At 71.5% G+C, this 22,108-nt stretch carries 20 protein-coding genes and 1 riboswitch; of the genes, 9 read left to right on the top strand and 11 right to left on the bottom strand.

The genetic code is table 11. The features are described 5' to 3' along the window. The first annotated feature begins 108 nt into the window (after positions 1–108). The gene (locus tag J1M64_RS14255; protein WP_241261596.1) at positions 109–861 is read left to right on the top strand and encodes a hypothetical protein; all 753 of its coding nucleotides are present in this window, start codon (positions 109–111) and stop codon (positions 859–861) included. Then, complete coding sequence (locus J1M64_RS14260; protein WP_206474528.1) at positions 858–2,510, top strand: DNA polymerase Y family protein; 1,653 nt, start codon at positions 858–860, stop codon at positions 2,508–2,510. The genes J1M64_RS14255 and J1M64_RS14260 overlap by 4 nt, the downstream gene beginning before the upstream one ends. Positions 2,511–2,542: 32 nt before the next feature. Here J1M64_RS14260 and J1M64_RS14265 read toward each other — a convergent pair whose 3' ends face one another. Next, positions 2,543–3,184 (bottom strand): hypothetical protein, encoded by a 642-nt coding sequence (locus J1M64_RS14265; protein ID WP_067712563.1) that lies wholly within the window; start codon positions 3,182–3,184, stop codon positions 2,543–2,545. An 86-nt stretch (positions 3,185–3,270) separates the two neighbouring features. Here J1M64_RS14265 and J1M64_RS14270 point away from each other — a divergent pair, with 86 nt between their 5' ends. Both J1M64_RS14270 and J1M64_RS14275 read left to right on the top strand, forming a co-directional pair. Then, on the top strand, positions 3,271–4,194 hold the full coding sequence (locus tag J1M64_RS14270; protein WP_067712561.1) for a sucrase ferredoxin: 924 nt from the start codon (positions 3,271–3,273) through the stop codon (positions 4,192–4,194). A gap of 33 nt (positions 4,195–4,227) precedes the next feature. Next, entirely contained in the window at positions 4,228–7,551 is a 3,324-nt protein-coding gene (locus J1M64_RS14275) for an error-prone DNA polymerase (protein ID WP_206474529.1), read from the top strand. 11 nt (positions 7,552–7,562) lie between these two features. On the opposite strand, the gene J1M64_RS14280 is transcribed toward J1M64_RS14275, so the two are convergent. Next, on the bottom strand, positions 7,563–8,594 hold the full coding sequence (locus J1M64_RS14280) for a C4-dicarboxylate ABC transporter (RefSeq protein ID WP_200841548.1): 1,032 nt from the start codon (positions 8,592–8,594) through the stop codon (positions 7,563–7,565). Between the two features lie 134 nt (positions 8,595–8,728). Here J1M64_RS14280 and J1M64_RS14285 point away from each other — a divergent pair, with 134 nt between their 5' ends. Next, the gene (locus tag J1M64_RS14285) at positions 8,729–10,126 is read left to right on the top strand and encodes an FAD-binding oxidoreductase (RefSeq protein ID WP_206474530.1); all 1,398 of its coding nucleotides are present in this window, start codon (positions 8,729–8,731) and stop codon (positions 10,124–10,126) included. 147 nt (positions 10,127–10,273) lie between these two features. After that, positions 10,274–10,720 carry a hypothetical protein gene (locus tag J1M64_RS14290; RefSeq protein WP_206474531.1) on the top strand — a complete coding sequence of 149 codons (447 nt, stop codon included), beginning with the start codon at positions 10,274–10,276 and terminating at the stop codon, positions 10,718–10,720. A gap of 48 nt (positions 10,721–10,768) precedes the next feature. On the opposite strand, the gene J1M64_RS14295 is transcribed toward J1M64_RS14290, so the two are convergent. From J1M64_RS14295 to J1M64_RS14315, 5 genes are read right to left on the bottom strand one after another with little or no spacing between them, the layout of a single operon-like run. Next, a complete protein-coding gene (locus J1M64_RS14295) occupies positions 10,769–11,479 on the bottom strand; it encodes a metal-dependent transcriptional regulator (protein WP_132063534.1) in 711 nt (236 codons plus the stop codon). After that, the gene (locus tag J1M64_RS14300) at positions 11,476–12,345 is read right to left on the bottom strand and encodes a metal ABC transporter permease (protein ID WP_206474532.1); all 870 of its coding nucleotides are present in this window, start codon (positions 12,343–12,345) and stop codon (positions 11,476–11,478) included. The genes J1M64_RS14295 and J1M64_RS14300 overlap by 4 nt, the downstream gene beginning before the upstream one ends. Beyond that, positions 12,342–13,139: a metal ABC transporter ATP-binding protein gene (locus J1M64_RS14305; RefSeq protein ID WP_154830329.1), complete on the bottom strand. Its 798-nt coding sequence runs from the start codon at positions 13,137–13,139 to the stop codon at positions 12,342–12,344. The genes J1M64_RS14300 and J1M64_RS14305 overlap by 4 nt, the downstream gene beginning before the upstream one ends. Then, complete coding sequence (locus J1M64_RS14310; protein ID WP_206474533.1) at positions 13,136–14,122, bottom strand: metal ABC transporter substrate-binding protein; 987 nt, start codon at positions 14,120–14,122, stop codon at positions 13,136–13,138. Before J1M64_RS14310 ends, J1M64_RS14305 begins: the two co-directional genes overlap by 4 nt. 33 nt (positions 14,123–14,155) lie before the next feature. Beyond that, positions 14,156–14,629 carry a tRNA (cytidine(34)-2'-O)-methyltransferase gene (locus J1M64_RS14315; protein ID WP_120286204.1) on the bottom strand — a complete coding sequence of 158 codons (474 nt, stop codon included), beginning with the start codon at positions 14,627–14,629 and terminating at the stop codon, positions 14,156–14,158. 59 nt (positions 14,630–14,688) lie between these two features. On the opposite strand from J1M64_RS14315, the gene J1M64_RS14320 reads away from it, so the two are divergent. Together J1M64_RS14320 and J1M64_RS14325 are read left to right on the top strand one after the other, a co-directional pair. Next, a complete protein-coding gene (locus tag J1M64_RS14320) occupies positions 14,689–15,546 on the top strand; it encodes a bifunctional methylenetetrahydrofolate dehydrogenase/methenyltetrahydrofolate cyclohydrolase (protein ID WP_206474534.1) in 858 nt (285 codons plus the stop codon). Between the two features lie 7 nt (positions 15,547–15,553). After that, positions 15,554–15,907, top strand: a complete 354-nt coding sequence (locus J1M64_RS14325; protein ID WP_120286202.1) for a DUF3017 domain-containing protein — start codon at positions 15,554–15,556, stop codon at positions 15,905–15,907. 398 nt (positions 15,908–16,305) lie between these two features. Here the strand turns inward: J1M64_RS14325 and J1M64_RS14330 are convergent, their stop codons facing one another. The 4 genes from J1M64_RS14330 to J1M64_RS14345 form a co-directional block, all read right to left on the bottom strand. Then, entirely contained in the window at positions 16,306–17,235 is a 930-nt protein-coding gene (locus J1M64_RS14330; protein ID WP_206474535.1) for a type IV toxin-antitoxin system AbiEi family antitoxin domain-containing protein, read from the bottom strand. Between the two features lie 325 nt (positions 17,236–17,560). Then, on the bottom strand, positions 17,561–17,998 hold the full coding sequence (locus tag J1M64_RS14335) for a hypothetical protein (protein WP_119192267.1): 438 nt from the start codon (positions 17,996–17,998) through the stop codon (positions 17,561–17,563). Further along, on the bottom strand, positions 17,995–19,164 hold the full coding sequence (locus J1M64_RS14340) for a homoserine O-acetyltransferase (protein WP_206474536.1): 1,170 nt from the start codon (positions 19,162–19,164) through the stop codon (positions 17,995–17,997). The genes J1M64_RS14335 and J1M64_RS14340 overlap by 4 nt, the downstream gene beginning before the upstream one ends. 9 nt (positions 19,165–19,173) lie before the next feature. After that, positions 19,174–20,508: an O-acetylhomoserine aminocarboxypropyltransferase/cysteine synthase family protein gene (locus tag J1M64_RS14345; RefSeq protein ID WP_206474537.1), complete on the bottom strand. Its 1,335-nt coding sequence runs from the start codon at positions 20,506–20,508 to the stop codon at positions 19,174–19,176. A 53-nt stretch (positions 20,509–20,561) separates the two neighbouring features. Beyond that, a riboswitch (SAM riboswitch) is annotated at positions 20,562–20,677 on the bottom strand. A 156-nt stretch (positions 20,678–20,833) separates the two neighbouring features. On the opposite strand from J1M64_RS14345, the gene J1M64_RS14350 reads away from it, so the two are divergent. Continuing rightward, the gene (locus J1M64_RS14350; protein ID WP_167492429.1) at positions 20,834–22,057 is read left to right on the top strand and encodes an NADP-dependent isocitrate dehydrogenase; all 1,224 of its coding nucleotides are present in this window, start codon (positions 20,834–20,836) and stop codon (positions 22,055–22,057) included. Positions 22,058–22,108: the final 51 nt, after the last annotated feature.

Here is a 22,108-nt window from a genome sequence, read left to right on the forward strand (position 1 = left end):
GGTGTTCTTGCGCGATGTCGTACCCGTGGTGTTCACTGATCGCGTACTCGAAAAGCCATTCGATCAATGGTCTGTCCGGCGTGTCGGGCCCGGTGGGAGGTGGGGATGATGGTAGTGGCGACGTCACCTGTCGACCTGTCCGGCCTCGGCCGGGAGGAGCGTGTCACGGAGCTGCGTCGCCGCCTGGCCGCGATGCCCGGCGGCGGTGCACCCGCCGCGGTTCGCGCCCAGGCCCCGGCAGGGCCGGCTTCGGTCGTCTCTGCGCCCTCTGCTCCGGCTGCCCCGGCTGCCCCCGTTGCCCCCGCGGAAGCGGCGGAGATCGTGGTTCCCGGAGTCGCGGTTCCGGGGTCGGTGGCGCCCCTGTTGCCGGGTGGGGTGCTGCCCGCGGGCCGCGTCACGGCGGTGTCCGGCAGCGCCACCCTACGGGTGGGGTTGCTCGCCGCGGCCACGGCCGCCGGTGCCAGGTGTGCGGTGGTCGGATGGCCGGAGCTCGGCGTGGCCGCGGTGGCCGAGCAGGGAGGTCGACTGGACTGTCTGGCGCTGGTCCCGGATCCCGGCCCGGATCCCGCAGCGGTGGTGTCCGTCCTGCTCGACGGGCTGGACCTGGTCTTGCTGGGGCCTGGTGTGGCCCCGGTCGCCCCGTCCCGTGCGCGGGTGCTGGCGGGGCGGGTCCGAGCCGCTGGCGCGGTGTTGCTCGTGGGCGCCGGGTGGCCCGGGGCGGAGCTGACACTGGCGGGGCGGCACTGCCGCTACGGCGGACTGGGTGCGGGCGCGGGTCGGCTGGCCTCGGTCTCCACGGTGGTGCGCTGTTCCGGCCGGGCGGCACCCGCCCGGACCGCGGAATGGGTGGCGGCGGGATGAGCGCCCGGGTCATGGCGGTGTGGTGCCCGGACTGGCCGACGGTCGCGGCGGCACGGGCCGAGGGGCACGGGCTGCATCTTCCGTTGGCGGTCGTCGGGCCCCGGGGGGTGCTCGCGTGCAACGCCGTCGCCCGCGCGGTGGGGGTGCGTCGTGGTCTGCGCCGGCGTGAGGCGCAGTTCCGCTGTCCCGAACTCGTGGTGGTCGCGGCCGACCCGGCCCGGGACGCCGCGTGGTTCGAGCCCGTGGTGCAGGCGCTCGATGCCGTCGTCCCGGGTATCGAGGTGCTGCGCCCCGGACTGTTCGTGTTCTCCGCAGCGGGTGCCCTGCGCTTCCACGGTGGGGTCGAACAGGTCGTCACCCGCGTCGTCGACGCGGTGGCGGCCGCCGGCGCGGAGTGTCAGGTGGGCCTCGCGGACGAATTGCCCACGGCCGTGCTCGCGGCCCGCGGTTCGGCACTGCTGGAACCAGGTGGGGACGCTGACTACCTGGCCGGATTGCCTGTGGACGCACTCGTGGTGGAACCCGCGTTGGGGGACCCCGAGGTGCTGTCCGAGTTGGTCGGGTTGCTGCACCGCCTCGGCGTGCGGACGCTCGGCGACTTCGCCGCGCTACCGCCGCGTGATGTGGCCACCCGCTTCGGGGAGGGGGGTGCGGTGGCGCACCGTATCGCCCGCGCCGTCCCGTGGCGTCCGCCCTCGGTGTCCGCGGTGCCCACGGGGTCGGCGGTCGAGCACCGGTGCGACCCGCCACTGGAGCGTGTCGACGAGGCCGCGTTCCTCGGCCGGCGGCTGGCGGGGGAGTTGCACGCCGTGCTCGCCGCGTCCGGCGTCTCGTGCCTGCGTCTGTCCATCACCGCCCGGGTGGAGGGCGGTACGGAGGTCAACCGGGTGTGGCGGTGCTCATCGCCCCTCACCCCGGAGGGCACCGCCGATCGGCTCCGCTGGCAACTCGAGGGTTGGCTCACCGGGACCGCGATCGCCGGTGGGGCCGGGGGCGCGGTCACCGCCCTCGTCCTGGAACCGGTGGAGGTGGTCCCCGCCGGCCGCGTACAGGAGGGGCTCTGGGGCGAGGCCGGGCTCGCGGAGGCCCGCGTCCACCGCGCACTGGTGCGGGTCCAGGGTCTGCTCGGGCCCGAGGCGGTCCGTGTGCCCGTGGAAGTGGGTGGCCGCGGGCCGGCCGAGCGGGTGCGGTCACTGCCGTACGGTGACGCCCCGGCCGAGCCCGCCGCTCAGGGGCCGTGGCCGGGGGCGCTGCCCGCCCCCTCGCCGTCGGTGGTGTGGCCGGGGCCGGGCTACCGGTTGGAGATCCGCGAGAGCGGCGACCCGGGAGCCGCCGTCGCGGCGCGGGTGGCCCTCGTCAGGGGAGTCGTGCTGCGCAGTGCAGCCGGAGATGTCGTGGGGGTGACCCCGCGGGGTCTGCTCAGCGGCAGGCCTGCCGCGGTCGAGGTGGGCGGTCGCCGTTGCGCGCTGCTCGGCTGGTCACGGCCGTGGCCGATCGACGAGGCCTGGTGGGAGCCGACGCCCGACGGCGAGCCTCGCCGCCCTCGGGCCCGCATGCAGGTCGTCCCCGAGCGTGCGGCGGCATTGCTGCTCTGCGGCGTGCTCGGGGACGAACAGGGGAACTGGATCGTGGAAGGAGTCTACGAATGAGCCGTTCGCGGATGAGGCGCCCCCGGCGCGGCTCAGCGCTCGATGTCGACCACCAGGCGGGTCGGGTTCTGCAGCAGGAAGGCGGAGAATGCCCGGTCCGAGCCCTCGAGGCCGATCACGGACTGCGCCTGCCCCTCGAACTGTCCCGTGAACGCCACGCCCGCCACCCCGGTCGCGTCGTCGCCGGCCACGGTGCCCACGGGGACCTCCTCCATGCCGGTCTGGGTGGGCAGGACCTGGCCGCCGATCGTCACCTGCAGGAAGGAGTCGCCCGGCACTTCCACCGGAAAGCCGCTGCCCTGCTGGGCCGGGCTGTCCACATAGTCCACGGAATAGCTCGGGGTCCCGCGGCCGTCGAGTTCGAAGACCACACGGTCCTTGCCCTGGAAATTGCCCATGCGGATCTCGGATACCACCAGTTCTGCGCGTCCGGCGGCAGCGTCCGCCTCCTCGCGCTTGGGGGCGGAGTCCGTCGGGCCGGCGGTGGGGTCGGCGGCCTCGGTCTCCTCCGGCGCCAGAGCCTGCGCCAGGGCGGCCGGGGAGGATCCCGCAGTGGTCGTCTGGCTGGTGGCGGGGGCGTCGGTCGAGGTGTCGGCCCCGCAGCCCGCCATGGCCAGGGACGCGGCGGCGGTCAGGGCGGCGGCCGCTGCGAGGCGGCGATGTCGGGTACGCATGGCCCCAGCTTAAGTCCCTCTCATCACTTTTGTCCCACGAGGTGGCTACAGTTACACCACGTCGCGCGGTGGGGCACCATGGGGGCGTGTCAGTCATCGATCCCACCCCACTCACTGCCTGGTGTTCCCTCCAGTCGGCCGATGAGCCGCCCGCCGGTACCGCGGCCCACGAGGAATCGTGGGTCCTGTTGGAGGTTCCCGCGCGCTGGGGACGCGATATCTTCGACGGCGAAGCCCTGGGCGAGGAGCTGTCCGAGCGACTCAAGGAACATGTCTCGGCCTGCGGATCCCGGATGCTCTTCATCCGGCGCCCGGGCCGCGAGGGCCAACGCATCGACCGTCACCGTTTCTACCTGTGCGACACCAGGCCCGGCCGGCGGAGTATCCGGGTCGGCCGTGTCGACCGTCCCGCGGACATGCTCGACCTGGACCTCTCGCCCGGTGGGCACGTGGCGGGTACCCGCGAGATCTCGGCCCCGGTGCCGCTGGTGTGCACCCACGCCAAGCGTGACCAGTGCTGTGCGGTCCGGGGGCGTCCGGTCGTGGCCGAACTGGATGAGCTGGTCGGAGCCCGCCTGTCCGCGCTCGATCCGGACGCCGCGGTGTGGGAGTGCTCCCACACCGGCGGGCACCGCTTCGCCCCGGTCCTGCTGCTCCCCGGCACCGGCTACACCTACGGACCCGCGGAGGCGGATCTCGCGGCCCGCATCGTCGAGGCCGAACTGGACGGTCGGGTCGTCACCGAGCACCTGCGGGGTCGCAGCACGTGGGCGCCGGCCGGGCAGGTGGCAGAGGTCGCCGTCCGGGAGTCCGGCGTGGAGGCGGGGATCGACGATCTCATCGTCGACGTCGACCCGGATGACCCGCTCGTGGTCGTCGTCCGGCACACCGACGGACGCGCCTGGCGGGTCGAGGCAGGGAAGCGACCGCTCCCGCCACGCCAGCAGAGTTGCCGCAAGCCCGCCGGCGAGGCCTCGGCGTGGGTCGTGGAGTCCCTCACCCTGCTCTGAATCGACCCACCGACACCGGGCGGGTGAGCACCGGTGAACTGGTACCACGGACCCAGGACGTGGTCGGAACTCGAACGGGTGCTCTCCGGACGACCGGGCCCGCGAGGGGCCGAGAACCCGCACCCCGGCGACGGCAGCGACGCCCCCGCCTGGTCACGCAAGCGTGGCGGGTACACGGCCCCTCCGCGGGCCCGCGCCCGGGGGCGAGTGCCGTACGCGGAGCTGCACGCCCACACCGCGTTCAGCTTCCTCGACGGGGCCTCCTCTCCCGAGGCCATGGCCGAGGCGGCGGCGGAACTGGGGCTCACGGCGCTCGCGATCACCGACCACGACGGGTTGTACGGGGTCGTGCGCTTCGCCGAGGCCGCCTCCGAGCTGGGACTGGCCACGGTGTTCGGGGCGGAACTCTCGCTACCGGGCGGCGAGCACCTGCTGGTCCTGGCCAGGGGTGAGGAGGGCTACCGGCGGTTGTCGCGCTCGATCGCCCACGCCCACCTGCGGGGTGGGGCAAAGGGCGAACCGCGGTACGAGATGACCGAGCTCGCGGAGGCGGCCGGCGGTCACTGGTATGTGCTCACCGGCTGTCGTCGAGGCCGGGTCCGTCGGTCCCTGGAGCGCGGCGGGACGGGGGCGTCCGACTTCGACATCCCCGCTGCCGGTGCGGCCCTGGACCAGCTCGTCGAGCTGTTCGGTCAGGACAGGGTGGTCGTGGAGCTGACCTGTCACGGGGTTCCCGAGGACACGGAACGATGCGACGCGTTGGCGGGTCTCGCCGCGCAGGCGGGCCTGCCCGTCGTCGCGACCACCGCTGCCCACTGCGCCGGGCCGGAGGACGCGCGACTGGCCTCGGTCATGGCGGCGCTCGGTGCGCGCGACGCACTGGAGACCCACGCAGCGCACCTGCCCGCCGCGGGCGGGGCGCACCTGCGCTCGGGCGAGGAGATGACGGAACTGTTCGACCGCTGGCCCGATGCCGTGGCCGGGGCGGACAGGCTGGGCCGGGAGTGCGCGTTCGACCTCCGGCTCATCGCCCCGCAGCTACCTCCGTTCGACGTCCCCGAGGGCTACACCGAGGACACGATGCTCGCCGAGCTCGCCTACGCCGGCGCCGCCCGTCGCTACGGGACACGCGAAGAGGCCCCGGAGGCGTATGCGCAGATCGACCGCGAACTACAGGTGATCGCCGAACTGGGCTTTCCCGGGTACTTCCTCGTCGTCCACGACATCGTCGAGTTCTGCCACCGCGAGGGCATCCTCTGCCAGGGCCGCGGCTCGGCCGCCAACTCGGCGGTCTGCTACTCGCTGGGGATCACCAACGTCGACCCGGTGGGCGCCCAGCTGTTGTTCGAGCGGTTCCTGGCGCCGGAGCGAGACGGTCCGCCGGACATCGACGTGGACATCGAGTCGGGCCGTCGGGAGGAGGCCATCCAGTACGTCTACTCCCGGTACGGCCGGAACCACGCCGCCCAGGTCGCCAACGTCATCACCTACCGCGGACGATCGGCCGTGCGGGACGTGGCCCGGGCCCTGGGCTACTCCCCGGGGCAACAGGACGCGTGGTCGAAGAGCGTCGACCGGTGGTCGGGGTTGAAGAACCACGAGAGGGAGGCCACCGAGCACACCGTCCCGCCCGATGTGCTCGCGCTGGCACGGCGGCTCGTCGGACTGCCCCGCCACCTGGGGATCCACTCGGGAGGCATGGTGATCTGCGACCGCCCGGTGGCGGACGTGGTACCCGTCGAGTGGGCACGCATGCCGGGACGGACGGTCCTGCAGTGGGACAAGGACGACTGCGCGGCGGTCGGGCTGGTCAAGTTCGACATGCTGGGCCTGGGCATGCTCACCGCACTGCATCACGCCATCGACCTCGCGGCGGAACACAAGGATCTCGACGTGGACCTGGCCCGGTTGGACCTCGCGGACCCGAAGGTCTACGAGATGCTGTGCCGGGGCGACTCGGTGGGTGTGTTCCAGGTGGAGTCCCGCGCACAGATGGCCACCCTGCCCCGGCTCCGACCGCGGACGTTCTACGACCTGGTGGTCGAGGTGGCGCTCATCCGCCCCGGCCCCATCCAGGGCGGGTCCGTGCACCCCTACATCCGTCGCCGCAACGGCCGGGAGAAGGTGGTGTTCGACCACCCCGCGCTGGAGGAGGTGCTGGGACGCACGCTGGGGATCCCGCTGTTCCAGGAGCAGCTCATGCAGATCGCCACCGTCATCGCGGGCTTCACCGGAGCGGAAGCCGACCAGTTGCGCCGCGCGATGGGGTCCAAGCGGTCACCCGAACGGATGGCCCGACTGAAGGAACGGTTCTTCGACGGGATGCGCGACCTGCACGGGATAGGCGCCAGCCCGCCCGGGACCCCGGTCACCGGGCCGGAGGTGGGGGAGCGGATCTGGGAGAAGATGTGCGCCTTCGCCAACTACGGCTTCCCCGAGAGCCACTCCCAGTCTTTCGCCGCCATCGTCTACTACTCCGCATGGTTCAAGTGCCACCACCCGGCGATCTTCTGCGCGGCGCTGTTGCGCAGCCAGCCCATGGGCTTCTACTCGCCGCAGTCGCTCGTCGCCGACGCCCGCCGGCACGGTGTCACCGTGCACCGACCGTGCGTCAACCGCTCACTCGGTGGGGCCACCTGCGAGAACGATGGTGCCGAGGTGCGCCTCGGACTGGAGTCGGTCCGGGCGATCGGTGAGGACCTGGCCACCGCGATCGCCGACGAACGCGACACCCACGGCCCGTACACCTCCGCCGCCGACCTCGCCGGCCGCACCGGCCTGTCCGTCCGGCAGATGGAGGCGCTCGCCACCGCCGGGGCGCTCGACTCGCTCGGCACCGGGGGCCGTCGGTCCGCCCTGTGGTCGGCGGCCACCGCGGCCCGCGAGAAGCCCGGCATGCTGCCCGGGCTCAGCCAGGTCGACGCCCCGGCCCTGCCCGGCATGAGCGTCCTCGAACTCACCTCCGCCGACCTGTCGGCCACCGGGATCAGCCCCGAGGAATACCCGACCGTCCACGCCCGGCCGTGGCTCGACTCCCGCGGCGTATGCACCACCGCCGGGCTCGCCCACGTCCCCGACGGCAGCCGCGTCGAGGTCGCCGGAGCCGTCACCCACCGTCAGCGTCCCGCCACCGCGGAGGGCGTGACCTTCCTCAGCCTCGAGGACGAGACGGGCATGACCAACGTCGTGTGCTCGGTGGGACTGTGGGCGCGATACCGGCCGATCGTCTCCGCGTCCCCGGCGCTCATCGTCCGCGGCACCGTGGAGAACCGCTCCGGCGCGGTCAGCGTGGTGGCGGACAAGATCGAACGCCTGCACCTGGGTATGGCCATCGGTCGCAGTCGGGACTTCCGGTGAGCCGCCCCCGGTCAGGCGGCCCGCGCCCTCGCGATCGCCCGCACACTGGCGACCGCGCACAGCGACCAGATGACGATCAGCACCATCACCGTGAACACACTCGCCGCATCCCAATCCAGGTAGAACGACCCCAGGGCGCACGTCGACAGCGGGTACGCCATCGCCCACCACCCCGGATTGAACGGCATGCGCGCCAGGAAGCCCCTGATCGTGGAGAACACCGCGTAAGCGCCCAGCCCGGCCCCCGCCACCAGCACCGAGGCGGCATAGGCCCGGGCGACACCCCCCAGGGTCGCGCCGAACAGCACCTGCGCGGCGGCCGCGGACTGACCCACGATCCCCAACGGGATCCACGTCGTGGTCGCCAACTCCACCGGGACGGGAGTCCGAAACCAGGCGTGGTGATACGTCCTGGCGATCACCGCGCCGCCCAGCACCAGGGCCAACACGAAGCACACCGAGCACGCGCCCACCAGAACCGACCGGACAGCCTCCGAATCGACGTGCCTGGACATCAGGCCCCCCGCACCCGCGGACACCATCGGCGGCACCACCGGCAACGCCCACGTCGGCAACGGATGGTCGGGACGGGCGGTGACCAGCCACACGGTGAACCTCAGCGCGGTGGCCAACCCCAGCACGGTCCCCGCAGCCCACAACGCCGCGTCCACCCCGAACGCGATGGTCGACAGCGCCGGCGCGCGGGCATCGACCACCACAAAGGACGCGGAGCCCACCGCGAGCAACCCCATCGAGACCATGCCCCACAGCGGCAGCATCGCCGCATCCCGGACCGAGGACGTCCACATGTCCGGGGCGCGCGCCACCGATCGCGCGAACCCCGCGCCGAGCCCCAGCAACAGAACCCAGCCCAGGATCACCATGACCACCGCGGCCGGCGCGAACCCCGGAACCCGCACCGCGTGGATCTGCAGGAGCGTCGCCAGACCACCGGTGCCCATCACGGCACCGAACCAGGCGGGGCCGGGCCCCGGGACGGACGGGGCCGCGGGCGCTGATCGCGGTCCCCGGCTCGTGGTCACCAGGACACTATGCCCGCCCCTCGTCGTCGTCAGAAAACCTGGGGGGACAACGACATCCGCCGCTCCGTCGCGCCCCGGCGAGCGACTGCCCGGATCCCCGACGCCCACGGGCACGACACCGTACGTTCGATCCCATGAGCGCCCCGACCGCCTCCCGTGGCCCCGATCCCGCCGCCCCGCTGGATGAACTGCGAGCCCGACTCGACACCGCGCGGATACTCACCGACCCGGACCTTCTGGAGGGCTACCGCCAGGACTGGGCCAAGGCCCCCGACCCGGGCCTGCCCCTGGCGGTGGTCCGGGCCCGCACCACCGAGGACGTGCAGGAGGTCCTGCGCTGGGCGAGCGCGCACGGCGTCCCCGTGGTCCCGCGGGGTGCAGGATCCGGCCTGTCCGGCGGCGCGACGGCGGTCGACGGCGGGATCGTGCTGTCCACCGAACTCATGCGCGACATCGACGTCGACCCCGTCACCCGGACGGCCACCGTCCAACCGGGGCTTTACAACGCCGAGGTCAAACGGGCCGTCGCCGCGCACGGTCTCTGGTACCCGCCGGACCCGTCGTCCTATGAGATCTGCTCGATCGGCGGCAACATCGCCACCAACGCCGGCGGACTGTGCTGCGTGAAGTACGGGGTGACCACCGACTACGTCCTGGGGATGACGGTCGTGCTCGCCGACGGTACGGCGGTGCGCCTGGGCGGGCCGCGCCTCAAGGACACCGCCGGGCTGAGCCTGACCAAACTGTTCGTCGGCAGCGAGGGGACGCTGGGGATCGTCACCGAGATCATCCTCCGGCTGATCCCGGAGCAGCCGCCGCGCTCGACGGTGGTGGGGATCTTCCCCGACGTGGTCGCCTGCAGCGAGGCCGTGCTGGCCATCACCCGGCGGATCCGCCCGGCGATGCTCGAATTCATGGACACCGTCTCCATCCGGGCCGTCGAGGCGGACCTGCGGATGGGCCTGGACACCACGGCGGGGGCGATGCTCCTGGCCCAGTCCGACCTCACCGGCCCCGACCGCGCGGCCGAGACCGGGTTCATGGCCGAGGCGTTCCGCACCCACGGTGCGACCGACGTGTTCGCCACCGACGACCCCGACGAGGGTGAGCAGTTCACCATGGCCCGCCGGGCCGCGTTCACCAGCCTCGGCAAGACCGGCACCCTGCTGCTCGAGGACGTGGGCGTGCCCCTGCCCTCGCTTCCCGACCTGGTGGCCGGGATCGAGGAGATCTCCGCCCGCCGTGACATCCCGATCGCGCTGGTCGCGCACGCCGGGGACGGCAACACCCACCCCATCATCGTGCTGGAGGACGGCGACCCGGACCGGGCCGAGCGTGCCCGGATCGCGTTCGGCGAGGTGATGGACCTGGCGATCGGGATGGGCGGGACGATCACCGGTGAACACGGTGTCGGTCGGCTCAAGGCGCCGTGGCTGCCCGCCCAGCTGGGGGAGGACGTCATGGAGCTGAGCCGGCGCATCAAGTCCGCTCTCGACCCGCAGGGCATCCTCAACCCCGGGACGATGCTGTAGCGGCCGGGCGGGTCGGGCGGCCGGGCGGGTCGGGCTACTGCAGCCGCGAGCCGCCCCGGCTGCGGGGGACGCGAGCCGCGGGAATCAGGTCCGATCCCGGGGAAATCCCCGATGTGCGGCCGTCACCGGTCGGCGAGTATCGGGTTCATGGCGACCGACCGACTCAGCCTCCTGCTCTACCGGGCGTTACTCCTGTCGACCGCGGCGGTGGCCCTGGGGCTGGGAGTCGCCGCCGGGCTCGAGGCACCCACCATCACCCCGGAGTACCAACTCACCGCCTATTGGCGGGCCTACGGCCTGCTCGTCTTCGCCGCCCTCACCGGCTACCTGGGTGCCACCCCGCCCGGGGCCGCCGTGCTGTGGGTGGTCGTGGTCTCCCACAAGGCGTCCATGACCATGACCGCCGTGCTCCTGCTGCGCCACGACGTGACCGGGGCACCGGCCGCCGCCGCGGTCGACGGGGCGATCGTCCTGGCCACCCTCGTCGCACTCGGCCTGCGGTGGCCGGCCTCGCGGGCGGCCCACCCTGACCGCTCGGCGAACGCCACTGCTACCCGCACGAGAGCACCGGCCACCGTCCCCGACGCGGCGTGAGCGACCGCGGGCGGTGGGTCCGCCGCGGACCTCGTCGTCGTGGCCAGCTCAACCGTCGTCGTCGGATCCCGTCCCGGCGGTGACCCGGACGCGCACCGCGGCGGCCACCGGCGTCCCCACCTGGACGATGCGCCCGCCCAGGGACACCCCGATGATCCCCAACTCCACCTGGCGCGAGACCACCTCGACGGGCGAATCGGGGCGCAGGCCGATCTCCGCGAGGTGGCGCAGGACGGCGTTGTCGCGATCGGAGACCCGGGTCACGACACCTGTAGCGCCTTCCGGGGCCTGATCCAGCGGCACGTCCCCGAGGGGGTCGACCCGCCCGTCGCGCGTGGGGATGGGGTCACCGTGCGGGTCGCGGCGCGGGTGGTCGAGGAACTCGTCCAGGGCGTCGACGAACCGGTCCGACACCACGTGTTCGAGCGCGTCGGCCTCGGCGTGGACCTCGTCCCACGGGTAATCCAGGCACCGGGCCAGGAACGTCTCGATGATCCGGTGGCGGCGCACCATCGCCACCGCGAACGACCGCCCGGCCTCGGTGAGCTCGACGGGCGCGTAGGGGCGGTGCTCGGCCAGGCCCATCGCCACGAGTTTGCGCACGCCCTCGGTGACGGAGGAGGGGGACGCACCCAGCCGTTCGGCCAGCGCGCCGGACGTGACGGGGTCGCCGCCGGACCCCAGCGCGTGGGCGGCCATGAGATAGGCCTGGATCGTCGGGGTGAGGTCGGCGAGCCCGGTCGGGTGGTCGACGGTCATGCCGACATCATCCCCGACCGCCGCGCGCGCATGCCGGCCGCCGCCCGGGGGATGACCCCGCGCCGGGGCGCGACGAGCTGTACCACCGTGAAGATGACGGCCTGGGTGAGGACCACGACGGCGCCCGGGGGCAGGTCGGCGTAGTAGCCGACGTACAGCCCGGTGACACCGCCGACGAGGGCGACGACGACGGCGAGGATCATCGTCCCCCGCATGGTGTCCGCCACCAACTGGGCGGTCGCGCCCGGGATGATGAGCGTCGCCACGACGAGGATCACGCCCACCGACTGGACCCCCGCCACGGTCGCGGTGGCGAGCGTCGCCAGCAGCAGGGCGGTCAGTGCCCGGGTGCGCAGTCCCAGGGTGTGGGCGTGGAGTCGGTCGAACGCCACCATGACGAGGTCACGGCGGAACGCCAGCAGCACGATGACCGTGAACGCGGAGACCGCCATCACCTGGACGAGTTCGGAGTCGCGGACGCCCAGCACACTGCCGAACAGGATCGAGTGCAGGTCCTGCTGGGTGGGGAAGCGGGCGATGAGGATCAGGCCGAGGGCGAACAGGGCCGTGAAGACGATGCCCATCGCCGCGTCCTCACGCACCGTTCCGCTCTCGCGCACCGCGCCGATCATCGTGACCGCGACCAGTGCGGCGACCAGGGCGCCCACCGCGAACGGGGTGCCGGTCATCGCGGCTATCACCACCCCCGGCAGGACCGCGTGGGACACGGCGTCACCCATGAGCGACCAGCCCATGTGGACCAGCCAGCAGCTCAGCAGGGCGCCGGCGATCCCGGAGGCCGTCACCACGATCAGGGCGCGGCGCATGAAGTCGTAGCTCATCGGCTCGGCGAGCAGGTCGATCACGGCAGGGCTCCCTCGGTGACGGTGCGCTCGGCGGTCCCGGTCTGCCGGGCGCCGAGCAGGGTGGACAGGATCTGCGGGGTGGTCGTCTCGGCGACCGGGCCGTGGGCGATGAGGGAGCCGTTGAGCAGGGCCACCGAGTCCGCGAGCCGCTCGACGGTGCCCAGGTGGTGGGTGGAGACCAGCGCGGTGCGCCCCTCGGCCGTGAGCTCGCGCAGCACGTCGATGTACACCTCCTCGCTGCCTGCGTCCATCCCGTTGAACGGCTCGTCGAGCAGGAGCAGGTCGGCCTCCTGTGCCAGGCAGCGTGCCAGCAGGACACGACGGCGCTGACCGCCGGAGAGTTCGCCGATGCGGCGGGCCGCGAGCCCGGACAGTCCCACGCGGTCGAGGGCTGCGGCCACGGCGGCGCGGTCGGCGGCGCTCGGTCGGCGCCAGGGGCCGGTGAAGTGACGGCGCCCCTGCATGACCACCTCGGCGGCGGTCACGGGGAAGCCCTCGTCGAGCCCGTCGGCCTGGGGGACCGCCGCCACCCGGCCGCTGCGCAGGGCGCGCCGGACGGACGACCCGAGGACGCGGACCGTCCCGGCGGACGGGGTCACCAGGCCGAGCATCGCCTGCAGGAGGGTGGACTTGCCGGAGCCGTTCGGTCCGAGCAGGACCGTGATCTCGCCGCTCGGAACCGAGAGGGAGACCGAGTCGAGGGCGCGGACCTGGCCACGATCCACGGTGAGGTCGGTGACGACGACGGGGGGTGGCCCGGTGAACGGCGAGTACGGCAGTGGTCGGTCTGTCATGGCGTCAGCTCCCGGGAGATGATCTCGAGGTCGTGGTCGAGCAGGTCCAGATAGGTGGGGACCGGTCCCGTCGGGCCGGAGAGCGAGTCGACGTACAGCAGGCCGGCCAGGCGACTGCCCGTCTCGTCCGCGACCTGCTGCATGGCGGCGTCCGACACCGTCGACTCGCAGAACACGGCGCCGATCTCGCGCTCGCGGATCTCGTCGATCAGGGCCGTGATCTGGCGGGGCAGTCCCTGGTTCTCGCTGTTGACCGGCCACAGGTACAGCTCCTCGAGGCCCAGGTCGCGGGCGAGGTAGGAGAACGCGCCCTCGCAGGTGACCAGTACGCGCCGGTCCTCCGGGACGGACTGCACGGCCGCGCGGGCCCGGTCCGTCATGTCCTCCAGTTCCCGGATGTAGTCCCCGGCCCGGGCGGTGTACGAGCGCTCGCCGTCCGGGTCGAGGTCGGAGAGCGCCGCGGCGATCGTGCGGATGTACTCGGCCCCCTCGAGCGGCGACATCCAGGCGTGCGGATTGGGCCGGCCGGTGTAGTTGCCCGCCCGGACGGGCAGGGGATCGACCCCGTCGGAGGTGACCACGTGGCGCGCGTCGGTGCCGTCGATGAAGCGCAGCAGCCAGTCGTCCATCCCGAGACCGTTGCTCACCACCAGATCCGCGCCCTCGACCCGCTTGAGGTCCTCGACGGACGGCTCGTACTGGTGCACGTCGGCGCCCGGGGTGGTGACGGACTCCACCTGTACGCGGTCCCCGCCCACCCGGCGGACCATGTCGGCGAGGACCGTGAACGTCGTGGCCACCACCACCCGGTCACCGGGGTCGGCGAACCGCGGCCGGTCGTCCGCGTCGGCCGCACCGGTGGGGCCGACCGCGCACGCCGAGATCGCCGTGATGCAGGCGGTGACGGCGGCGGCGACGACCGCCACGGCGGACGGGCGGGCACCACATAACTTACGGGCACCGCTCGGACGGAATTTCGGCATACCGAAATTCTAAGTCACGCGGGCGGAAAAGTGCTAGCTGCCGGCGTAACCGTGCTGGCGCCAGGCCTCGTACACGGCCACCGCGGCCGCGTTGGACAGGTTCATCGACCGGCGACCCGGCAGCATGGGGATGCGAACCGTCGCCGTGACCCGATCGTCGGACAGCACCTCCTCGGACAGGCCCGTGGGCTCGGGACCGAAGAGCAGGACGTCGCCGGGGGAGAACCGCACCTCCGGGAGCGCCAGGTCCGCCCTCGCGCTGAAGGCCCAGACCCGCGCGGGCAGGAGGCTCGCGTACGCGGCCTCGAGATCCTCGTGCACCTCCACGTGGGCGAGGTCGTGGTAGTCCAGCCCCGCACGCCGCAGCTGCGGGGCGGAGAGGTCGAAGCCGAGCGGGCCGGCGAGATGCAGCTCGCAACCCGCCCCCGCCGCCATCCGGATCGCGTTGCCCGTATTGGGCGGAATGCACGGACGATCGAACAACACACGCACACCCACACCGGTCATGGGGCCATTCTCGCAGCGCCGTGCCGACGGACCCGCCGGGGAGTGGGATACTGGTCCGCGTGACCGCGATCAAGCTGGACGGAAAGCTCACCCGCGACGAGATCGTCGCCGACCTCACCGCACGCGTGACCGCGTTGCGGGACAAGGGCATCACCCCGGGACTGGGCACCGTCCTGGTCGGGGACGACCCCGGTAGCCACTCCTACGTGAAGATGAAGCACCGCGACTGCGAGCAGGTCGGCATCGCCTCTATCCGGCGTGACCTGCCCGCGGACACCACCCAGGCCGAGCTCGAGGCCGTGATCGACGAACTCAACGCCGATCCCGCGTGCACCGGCTACATCGTGCAGCTGCCGCTACCGAAGCACCTGGACGAGAACGCGATCCTCGAGCGGATCAATCCGGACAAGGACGCCGACGGCCTGCACCCGGTGAACCTGGGCAAGCTCGTGCTGAACGAACCCGCGCCACTGCCGTGTACCCCCAACGGCAGCATCCACCTGCTGCGTCGGTTCGGGGTGGGGCTCGACGGCGCGCACGTCGTGGTGATCGGGCGCGGCGTCACCGTGGGCCGTCCGATCGGGCTCATGCTGACCCGGCGCAGTGAGAACGCCACCGTCACCCTCTGTCACACCGGGACACGCGACCTGGCGGCCGAGACGCGGCGGGCCGACGTGATCGTGGCCGCTGCGGGCGTCGCCCACATGGTGACCGCCGACATGGTAAAGCCCGGAGCCGCGGTGCTGGACGTCGGCGTGTCACGGTTGGACGGCAAGCTCGCCGGGGACGTGCACCCGGACGTGTGGGAGGTCGCGGGGGCGGTCTCGCCTAACCCGGGCGGCGTGGGCCCGCTGACGAGGGCGTTCCTGCTGAGCAACGTGGTCGAGCGCTGCGAGCGGCTCGACTCGGGCGACTAGGCCCCCGATGACCCACCCCGCTCCCGACCGGCCCCGTGACGGGGCGACCGACGCGAGGCCGCGCCGTACGCGGCCCGCGCGTCTGACGTGGGCGCAGGTGCGGGCGCAGTGGCCACTCGCGCTCGTGCTGGCGGGGGTGATGGTCGCGCTGGGGTTCGTGATCCTGGAGCGGTGGCGACGCGGCGCGTTCCTGCTGGGCGTGGTCGCGCTGGCCGCGGCCGTCCTACGGGCGGCGGTGCCTGATGAGCGGGCGCGGTTGCTCGGGGTCCGGGGACGGACCTTCGACGTCGCCTTCTACACCGGGCTCGCCGTCGTCATCCTGTGGCTGGCGACATCGGTCGACTCGCTCGGCACCGGGTAGCGGAGCCGGGTCTGCGCGGACGCCTACGCCGAGTCGGCCGATTCTGCACCGGCTGACGGCGGCCGGGTCTGCGCGGACGCCTACGCCGAGTCGGCCGATTCTGCACCGGCCTGCCGTCGCGCGCCGTTGCTATCGCGGGCCGTTGCCGTCGCGCGCCTGTGTTCCACCACGCGCGTGCCCTGCCGCATCCGCCGAACCCCCGCGCCACCTATCGGATGGCGAGTCACCCAGCGGGTCCGATAGGTGGAGGGCGATCAGATAGGTGGCGGGCGATCCGATAGGTGGCGATCACGTGGCGTTGCTTCTGGCCATCGTCGGCCGGCAACCCGGTCGGCAATCAAACACGTCGGGCAAACACGTCGGGGCCGAGTCCGCTCACGATAGGGCAGGTGGTCTGGTCACGCGGCTGCGGAGAAGAGCACCCGCTTGATTCGCGCAGCCAGGACATGAGGCTCCTCGAGATCACGCCACCGCCAATGTAAGACTCGATAGCCGAGTGCCATGAGTTCGGCATCGCGATCCTTCTCCATCCCCAATCGATGCCGTGTCTCTGCGGGGGTCAGCCCCTCGAAGTACTTACCGAAACCGTCACATTCTCCCACCACGCCGTACTCGGGCCACAGGAAATCCACGCGCGCTACTCTGATGCCGCGGGAGTTGACGATGTCGACCTGGATCTCGGGCTCCGGCAGGCCGTGGTCACGGAATGTCAGCCGGCTCAGGGTCTCTGCCACACTCTCGCTCCGCCCGTCCGCGAGGCTCAGCGAGTGTCGGGCGCGCCTGATCCCGCGACGGCCCGCGGACTTTTCCAGAGATTCTTCGAGCGCGATCCTGGTGACGAGTTCGCCGTGGAGCGCAGCATCGGCAACCGCCACGCAGGCATCCCTGTTCGTCGAGATCGCGATGTCCGACACTGTTCGCGCCGGAGTGGTGACCCGCAATCCGTTGACCGTCGTGACCTCACCGGCGAGATCAGGAACAAAGCGGAAGGTCGTCAGATCGGTGGTGCGGGATCGCGGTGACGCCCCCTCCTCGCACACCGCGACCTTTCGCAGCGGCAGACCCCAGTCCGGAAGACCGTGGATGAGAGCCGCAGATGCGTGAGAGAACACCGGCGAGTCAAGTGCAGTGTTCGTGGCCAGAACCGACAGGAGGTGGCGGTCACGCCGGCAGAGATCGCGTGCTCTCTTCTCTACGAAGAACCCGGGTCTGAGCCGGATCAGATCGCCGGATCTCACAGCGCGGCTCAGGCTGTGGCTCGTCATTCCACGGCTGAGCAGCCGATCGGTGGTGAGGAGCAGAGGGATCAGATCGTCTGGTGTGTTCATGCCCCGATGATCGTGGCCATCTCGCAGGGAGATCGGCTCAGTGCCGTCTGACGACGGCCGCCTGTGGAGACCGAAGGGCCTGGGGGAAGAGGGCCCGCGCTTCACGTATCCCGCGCGGAGCAGCGAGAACGGCGCCTATCGCGATCCGCGGGGGGACGATCTCACGATCATCGCATCGCCGCAGAGCAGATTCCCTCCGCGGCCAGGTTTCCTCCGCGCCGGTGTGGATCACCTATCGGATCACGCGCTGCCCTTGGCACCCGATGGGTGGCGCGACGCCCGATGGGTGGCGTTCTGGAAGGGCGGCGCGACGGAGGGGAGCGAGTCAGCGGAGCCTGAGAGGTACGCCCTCGCGGACGTGCTCCCGAATGCTGTCCGACGCGAGCAGATAGCCCATCGTCACCAGGACCAGCAGGGAGAAGATGCTTCCCACCACGGAGATGAACGTGAGGCTGTCCAGCACGACTCGTGCCAGTGAGTTCGCAGCCAGGAGCGCCACCGCCGCCCCGAGGACCACCCGGGACCAACGGTGGGCCCGCCACAGGAGCACGCCGCCGACGATCAGCAGTATGCCCAGGGCAGATGAGGACACGGCGGTCACAGCCATCGGCCGGTACCGGGTGATGTCGTTGCCGCCGCTGGCGGTTGCGGTGATACCCAGGAGGGTGGCGAACCCGACGGCCACCCCGATGGCCCCGAATCCCACGGCGAGACCCGCAAGTCCGAGGGCGGCAGGCCGGGGGGTGCGATCGAATTCGGTCATACGTGTCCTCGTGTCCGGTCCGTGGATCCCTGCTCGGCGAGTTCCAGGGTCCGCTGAAGCATCGGTCCCACCACGTCGGATTCGGTGAGGAACCCGTCGTGGCCGGCCGGGCTGTCGATCACCACGAGTGGGTCGGCAGCCGGGAGCAGCGCCGCCAACTCTCGCTGCTGCCGTAGGGGGTAGAGCCGGTCGGTGGTGACCCCGCCGATCACGCACGGGACCGGGCACGACCGCAGCGCTTCCTCGACGCCACCGCGGCCCAGGCCCACGTCGTGCCGGTTCAGGGCGTCGGTGAGCAGGACGTACGAGCAGGCGTCGAACCGTGAGACGAGCTTGCCGGCCTGATGGTCGAGGTAGGACTGGACGGCGAACCTTCCGGACATCGACAGGTCCTCACCGCGGGGATCCTCCCCGGGCTGCGGGCGGTTGGAGAACCGCTCGTCCAGTTCCTGCTCGCCCCGGTAGGACAGGTGCGCGATGCGTCGCGCGATTCCCAGGCCGGTGACCGGGGTGCGGCCGGTGCCGTGGTATCCGCCCTGCTGCCAGTGCGGGTCCGAGGTCACGGCCATGATCTGGGCAGTCTGGATGCCGATCTGGTCGGCGGAGGCGCGGGCGCCGACGGCCAGGACGCACGCCGCACGGACGCGGTCCGGGTACGTGACCATCCACTCGAGCGTCCGGGCGCCGCCCATGGAGCCGCCGATCACCGCCGCCCAGCGGCCGATCCCCAGCAGGTCCGCCAGCAACCGCTCGGACTCGACCATGTCGCGCACCGAGACGGCCGGGAACCGCGCGCCCCAGTAGTGGCCGTCGGGGTGGAGCGAGCTCGGCCCCGTCGACCCCCGGCAGCCCCCCAGGACGTTCACGGACAACACGCAGTAGCGGTCGGTGTCCAGCGGGAGTCCGGGCCCGACGAGCCCGTTCCACCACCCCGGGGTGGGGTGCAGGGAGTCGACCGGCCCCACGACGTGCGAGTCACCGGTGAGTGCGTGTTCGACCAGCACGACGTTGGACCGGTCGTCCGCGATCCGCCCCCACCGCTGGACCGCGAGGGTCACCCCCGGGAGGACGACACCGGTGACCAGCGTGATGTCGCCGAGGGCGACGTGGCCGAGGGTGCCGTCGCCCGGGGGCAGCAGCGCGAGCGGATCGGAAGAGCGGACCATGGGGGCGGGTCAGGAGATCGCGGCGAAACCGAGCTCGAGGTCGCCGATGAGGTCATCGGCGGACTCGATGCCCACCGACAGGCGGACGGTCGCGAGGGTGATCCCGGCGATCGCGTTGGCCTCGGGGGTGCCCTGCGAGTGGGTGGTGGTCGCGGGGTGGCACACGAGTGACCGCACGTCACCGATGTTGACCAGGCACGAGTGCAGCTTGAGGGCGTCGATGAACGCCCAGGCACGGGCCTTGACATCGTCGTCGGACGTGCCCTCCGGCACGGCCAGGTCGAACGTGACGATCGCGCCGGCGCCCTTGGGGGCCAGCTTCTTCTGGAGCTCGTGGTAGGGCGAGGAGGCCAGGCCCGCGTACTGGACCTTGGCCACGTCGGAACGGGCCTCGAGCCACTCGGCTATCCGCTGCGCGTTGGACACGTGGCGCTCGACCCGCAGGCTGAGCGTGTCGATGCCCTGGGCGAGGGTCCACGCGTTGAACGGGGAGGCCGCCGCGCCGGTGTCACGCAGGAGGGTCACCCGGGCCTTGAGCGCGAGAGCGGGCGCGCCGAGATCGGCGTAGACGAGGCCGTGGTAGGCCGGGTCCGGGGTGGTGAAGGACGGGAAGACGTCCTGGCCGTCGCGCTGCACACGCCAGTCGAACTTGCCGCCGTCCACGAGCACTCCACCCAGGGACGAGCCGTGGCCACCGAGGTACTTGGTGGCCGAGGAGACCACCACGTCAGCACCCAGCTCCAGCGGGCGGATGAGGTAGGGGGTGGCCACGGTGTTGTCGATGACGAGCGGAACCTGGTTGCGGTGCGCGACCTCGGCGATCGCCGGGATGTCGAGGATGTCGTTGAGCGGGTTCGAGATCGACTCGCCGTAGAAGAGCTTCGTGTTGGGGCGCACGGCCGCCTCCCAGGAGGCGGGGTCGTCGGGGTTCTCGACGAACGTCGTCTCGATGCCGTACTTGGGCAGGGTGTGGCGCAGCAGGGTGTCGGTGCCGCCGTACAGGCGGGGGGACGCCACGACGTGGCCGCCGGACTGGGCGATCGCCTGCACGACGGCGGTCTCGGCCGCCTGTCCCGACGCGAACAGCAGACCCGCGACGCCGCCCTCCAGCGAGGCGATGCGATCCTCGACCGCTGCCACGGTGGGGTTGGTGATGCGGGTGTAGATGGGGCCCATCTCCGCCAGCGCGAACCGGTCGGCCGCCTGCTTGGCATCGGCGAACACGTACGAGGTGGTCTGGTAGATCGGCAGATTCCGGGCTCCGGTGTCGGAGTCGACGGGCTGCCCGGCGTGGATCTGACGCGTCTCGAAGGCCCAGTCCGTATTGCTGTTGTCGTAGGTCATAGGGGCGGAGCCCCTCCTCTCATCGAAAAGGGTCCGCCCGCTTGACGACAGCGGACCCGCGCTTGCCCGTCACCCGGTCGGGTGGTGGCCAGGTCGTCTCCCGGGGCACCCCACCGCGGTGGAGGGTTGCCGTCCAGCGAGCCGGGGCTTTCCGCTGGAACTCATGACCTGGGGTCAGGCTAGCCTAAGCCGCTCGACGGAGGCAACGAGGGGTTACCCGTCGCAGCGGCGGCTCCGGACCGTGCCGAGCAGTAAAGTGAGACCTACGTCACGTAAGGGCCGACAGCGTCGGCCCCACAAGGGCCGGGCGGGGAAAGAGGATCCGATGTCGAAGATCAAGGTCGACGGGACCGTCGTGGAACTCGACGGCGACGAGATGACCCGCATCATCTGGAAGTTCATCAAGGACGAGCTGATCCACCCCTACCTCGACGTGGATCTCGAGTACTACGACCTCGGCATCACCAGCCGTGACGCGACGGACGACCAGATCACCGTCGACGCGGCCAACGCCATCGCCAAGCACGGCGTCGGCGTCAAGTGCGCGACCATCACGCCCGACGAGGCCCGCGTCGAGGAGTTCGGGCTCAAGCGGATGTACCTCTCACCGAACGGGACCATCAGGAACATCCTCGGCGGGACGATCTTCCGCGCGCCGATCATCATCTCCAACGTCCCGCGACTGGTCCCCGGCTGGACCAAACCGATCATCGTCGGCCGCCACGCCTTCGGCGACCAGTACAAGGCGACCGACTTCAAGGCCCCCGGCCCGGGAAAGGTCACCATCACCTACACGCCGGCCGACGGGTCCGAGCCGATCGAACACGAGATCGTGAACCTGCCCGAGGAGGGCGGGGTGGTCATGGGGATGTACAACTTCACCAAGTCGATCGAGGACTTCGCGCGGGCCTCGTTCAACTACGGTCTCGACCGCGGGTACCCGGTGTACCTGTCCACCAAGAACACGATCCTGCAAGCCTACGACGGCGCGTTCAAGGACATCTTCCAGGACGTGTTCGACCGCGAGTTCAAGGACGAGTTCGACAAGGCCGGCCTGACCTACGAACACCGCCTCATCGACGACATGGTGGCCTCCGCGCTCAAATGGGAGGGCGGTTATGTCTGGGCGTGCAAGAACTACGACGGTGACGTGCAGTCCGACACCGTGGCCCAGGGGTTCGGCTCACTCGGTCTGATGACCTCCGTCCTGCTCACCCCGGACGGGAAGACCTGCGAGGCGGAGGCCGCCCACGGCACCGTCACGCGACATTTCCGGCAGCACCAGGAGGGCAAGGCGACCTCCACCAACCCGATAGCCTCGATCTTCGCGTGGACCCGGGGTCTCGAGCACCGCGGCAAGCTCGACGGCACCCCGGAGGTCATCGAGTTCGCCCACCAACTCGAGGACGTGGTCATCAAGACCGTCGAGGAGGGGCAGATGACCAAGGACCTCGCGCTGCTCGTCGGCGATGGCCAGGAACACCTCACGACGGAGGAGTTCCTCGCGGCGCTGGATGAGAATCTCAAGCGCACCCGAGCAGAGGCCTGATCCCGCGCGCCCACCGTTCGGCGACGACCCCGCGCCCGCCGGTGTGGGGTC

The sequence above is a fragment of the Dietzia sp. KRD202 genome (genome assembly GCF_017168155.1).
Taxonomy (GTDB): Bacteria; Actinomycetota; Actinomycetes; order Mycobacteriales; family Mycobacteriaceae; genus Dietzia; species Dietzia kunjamensis.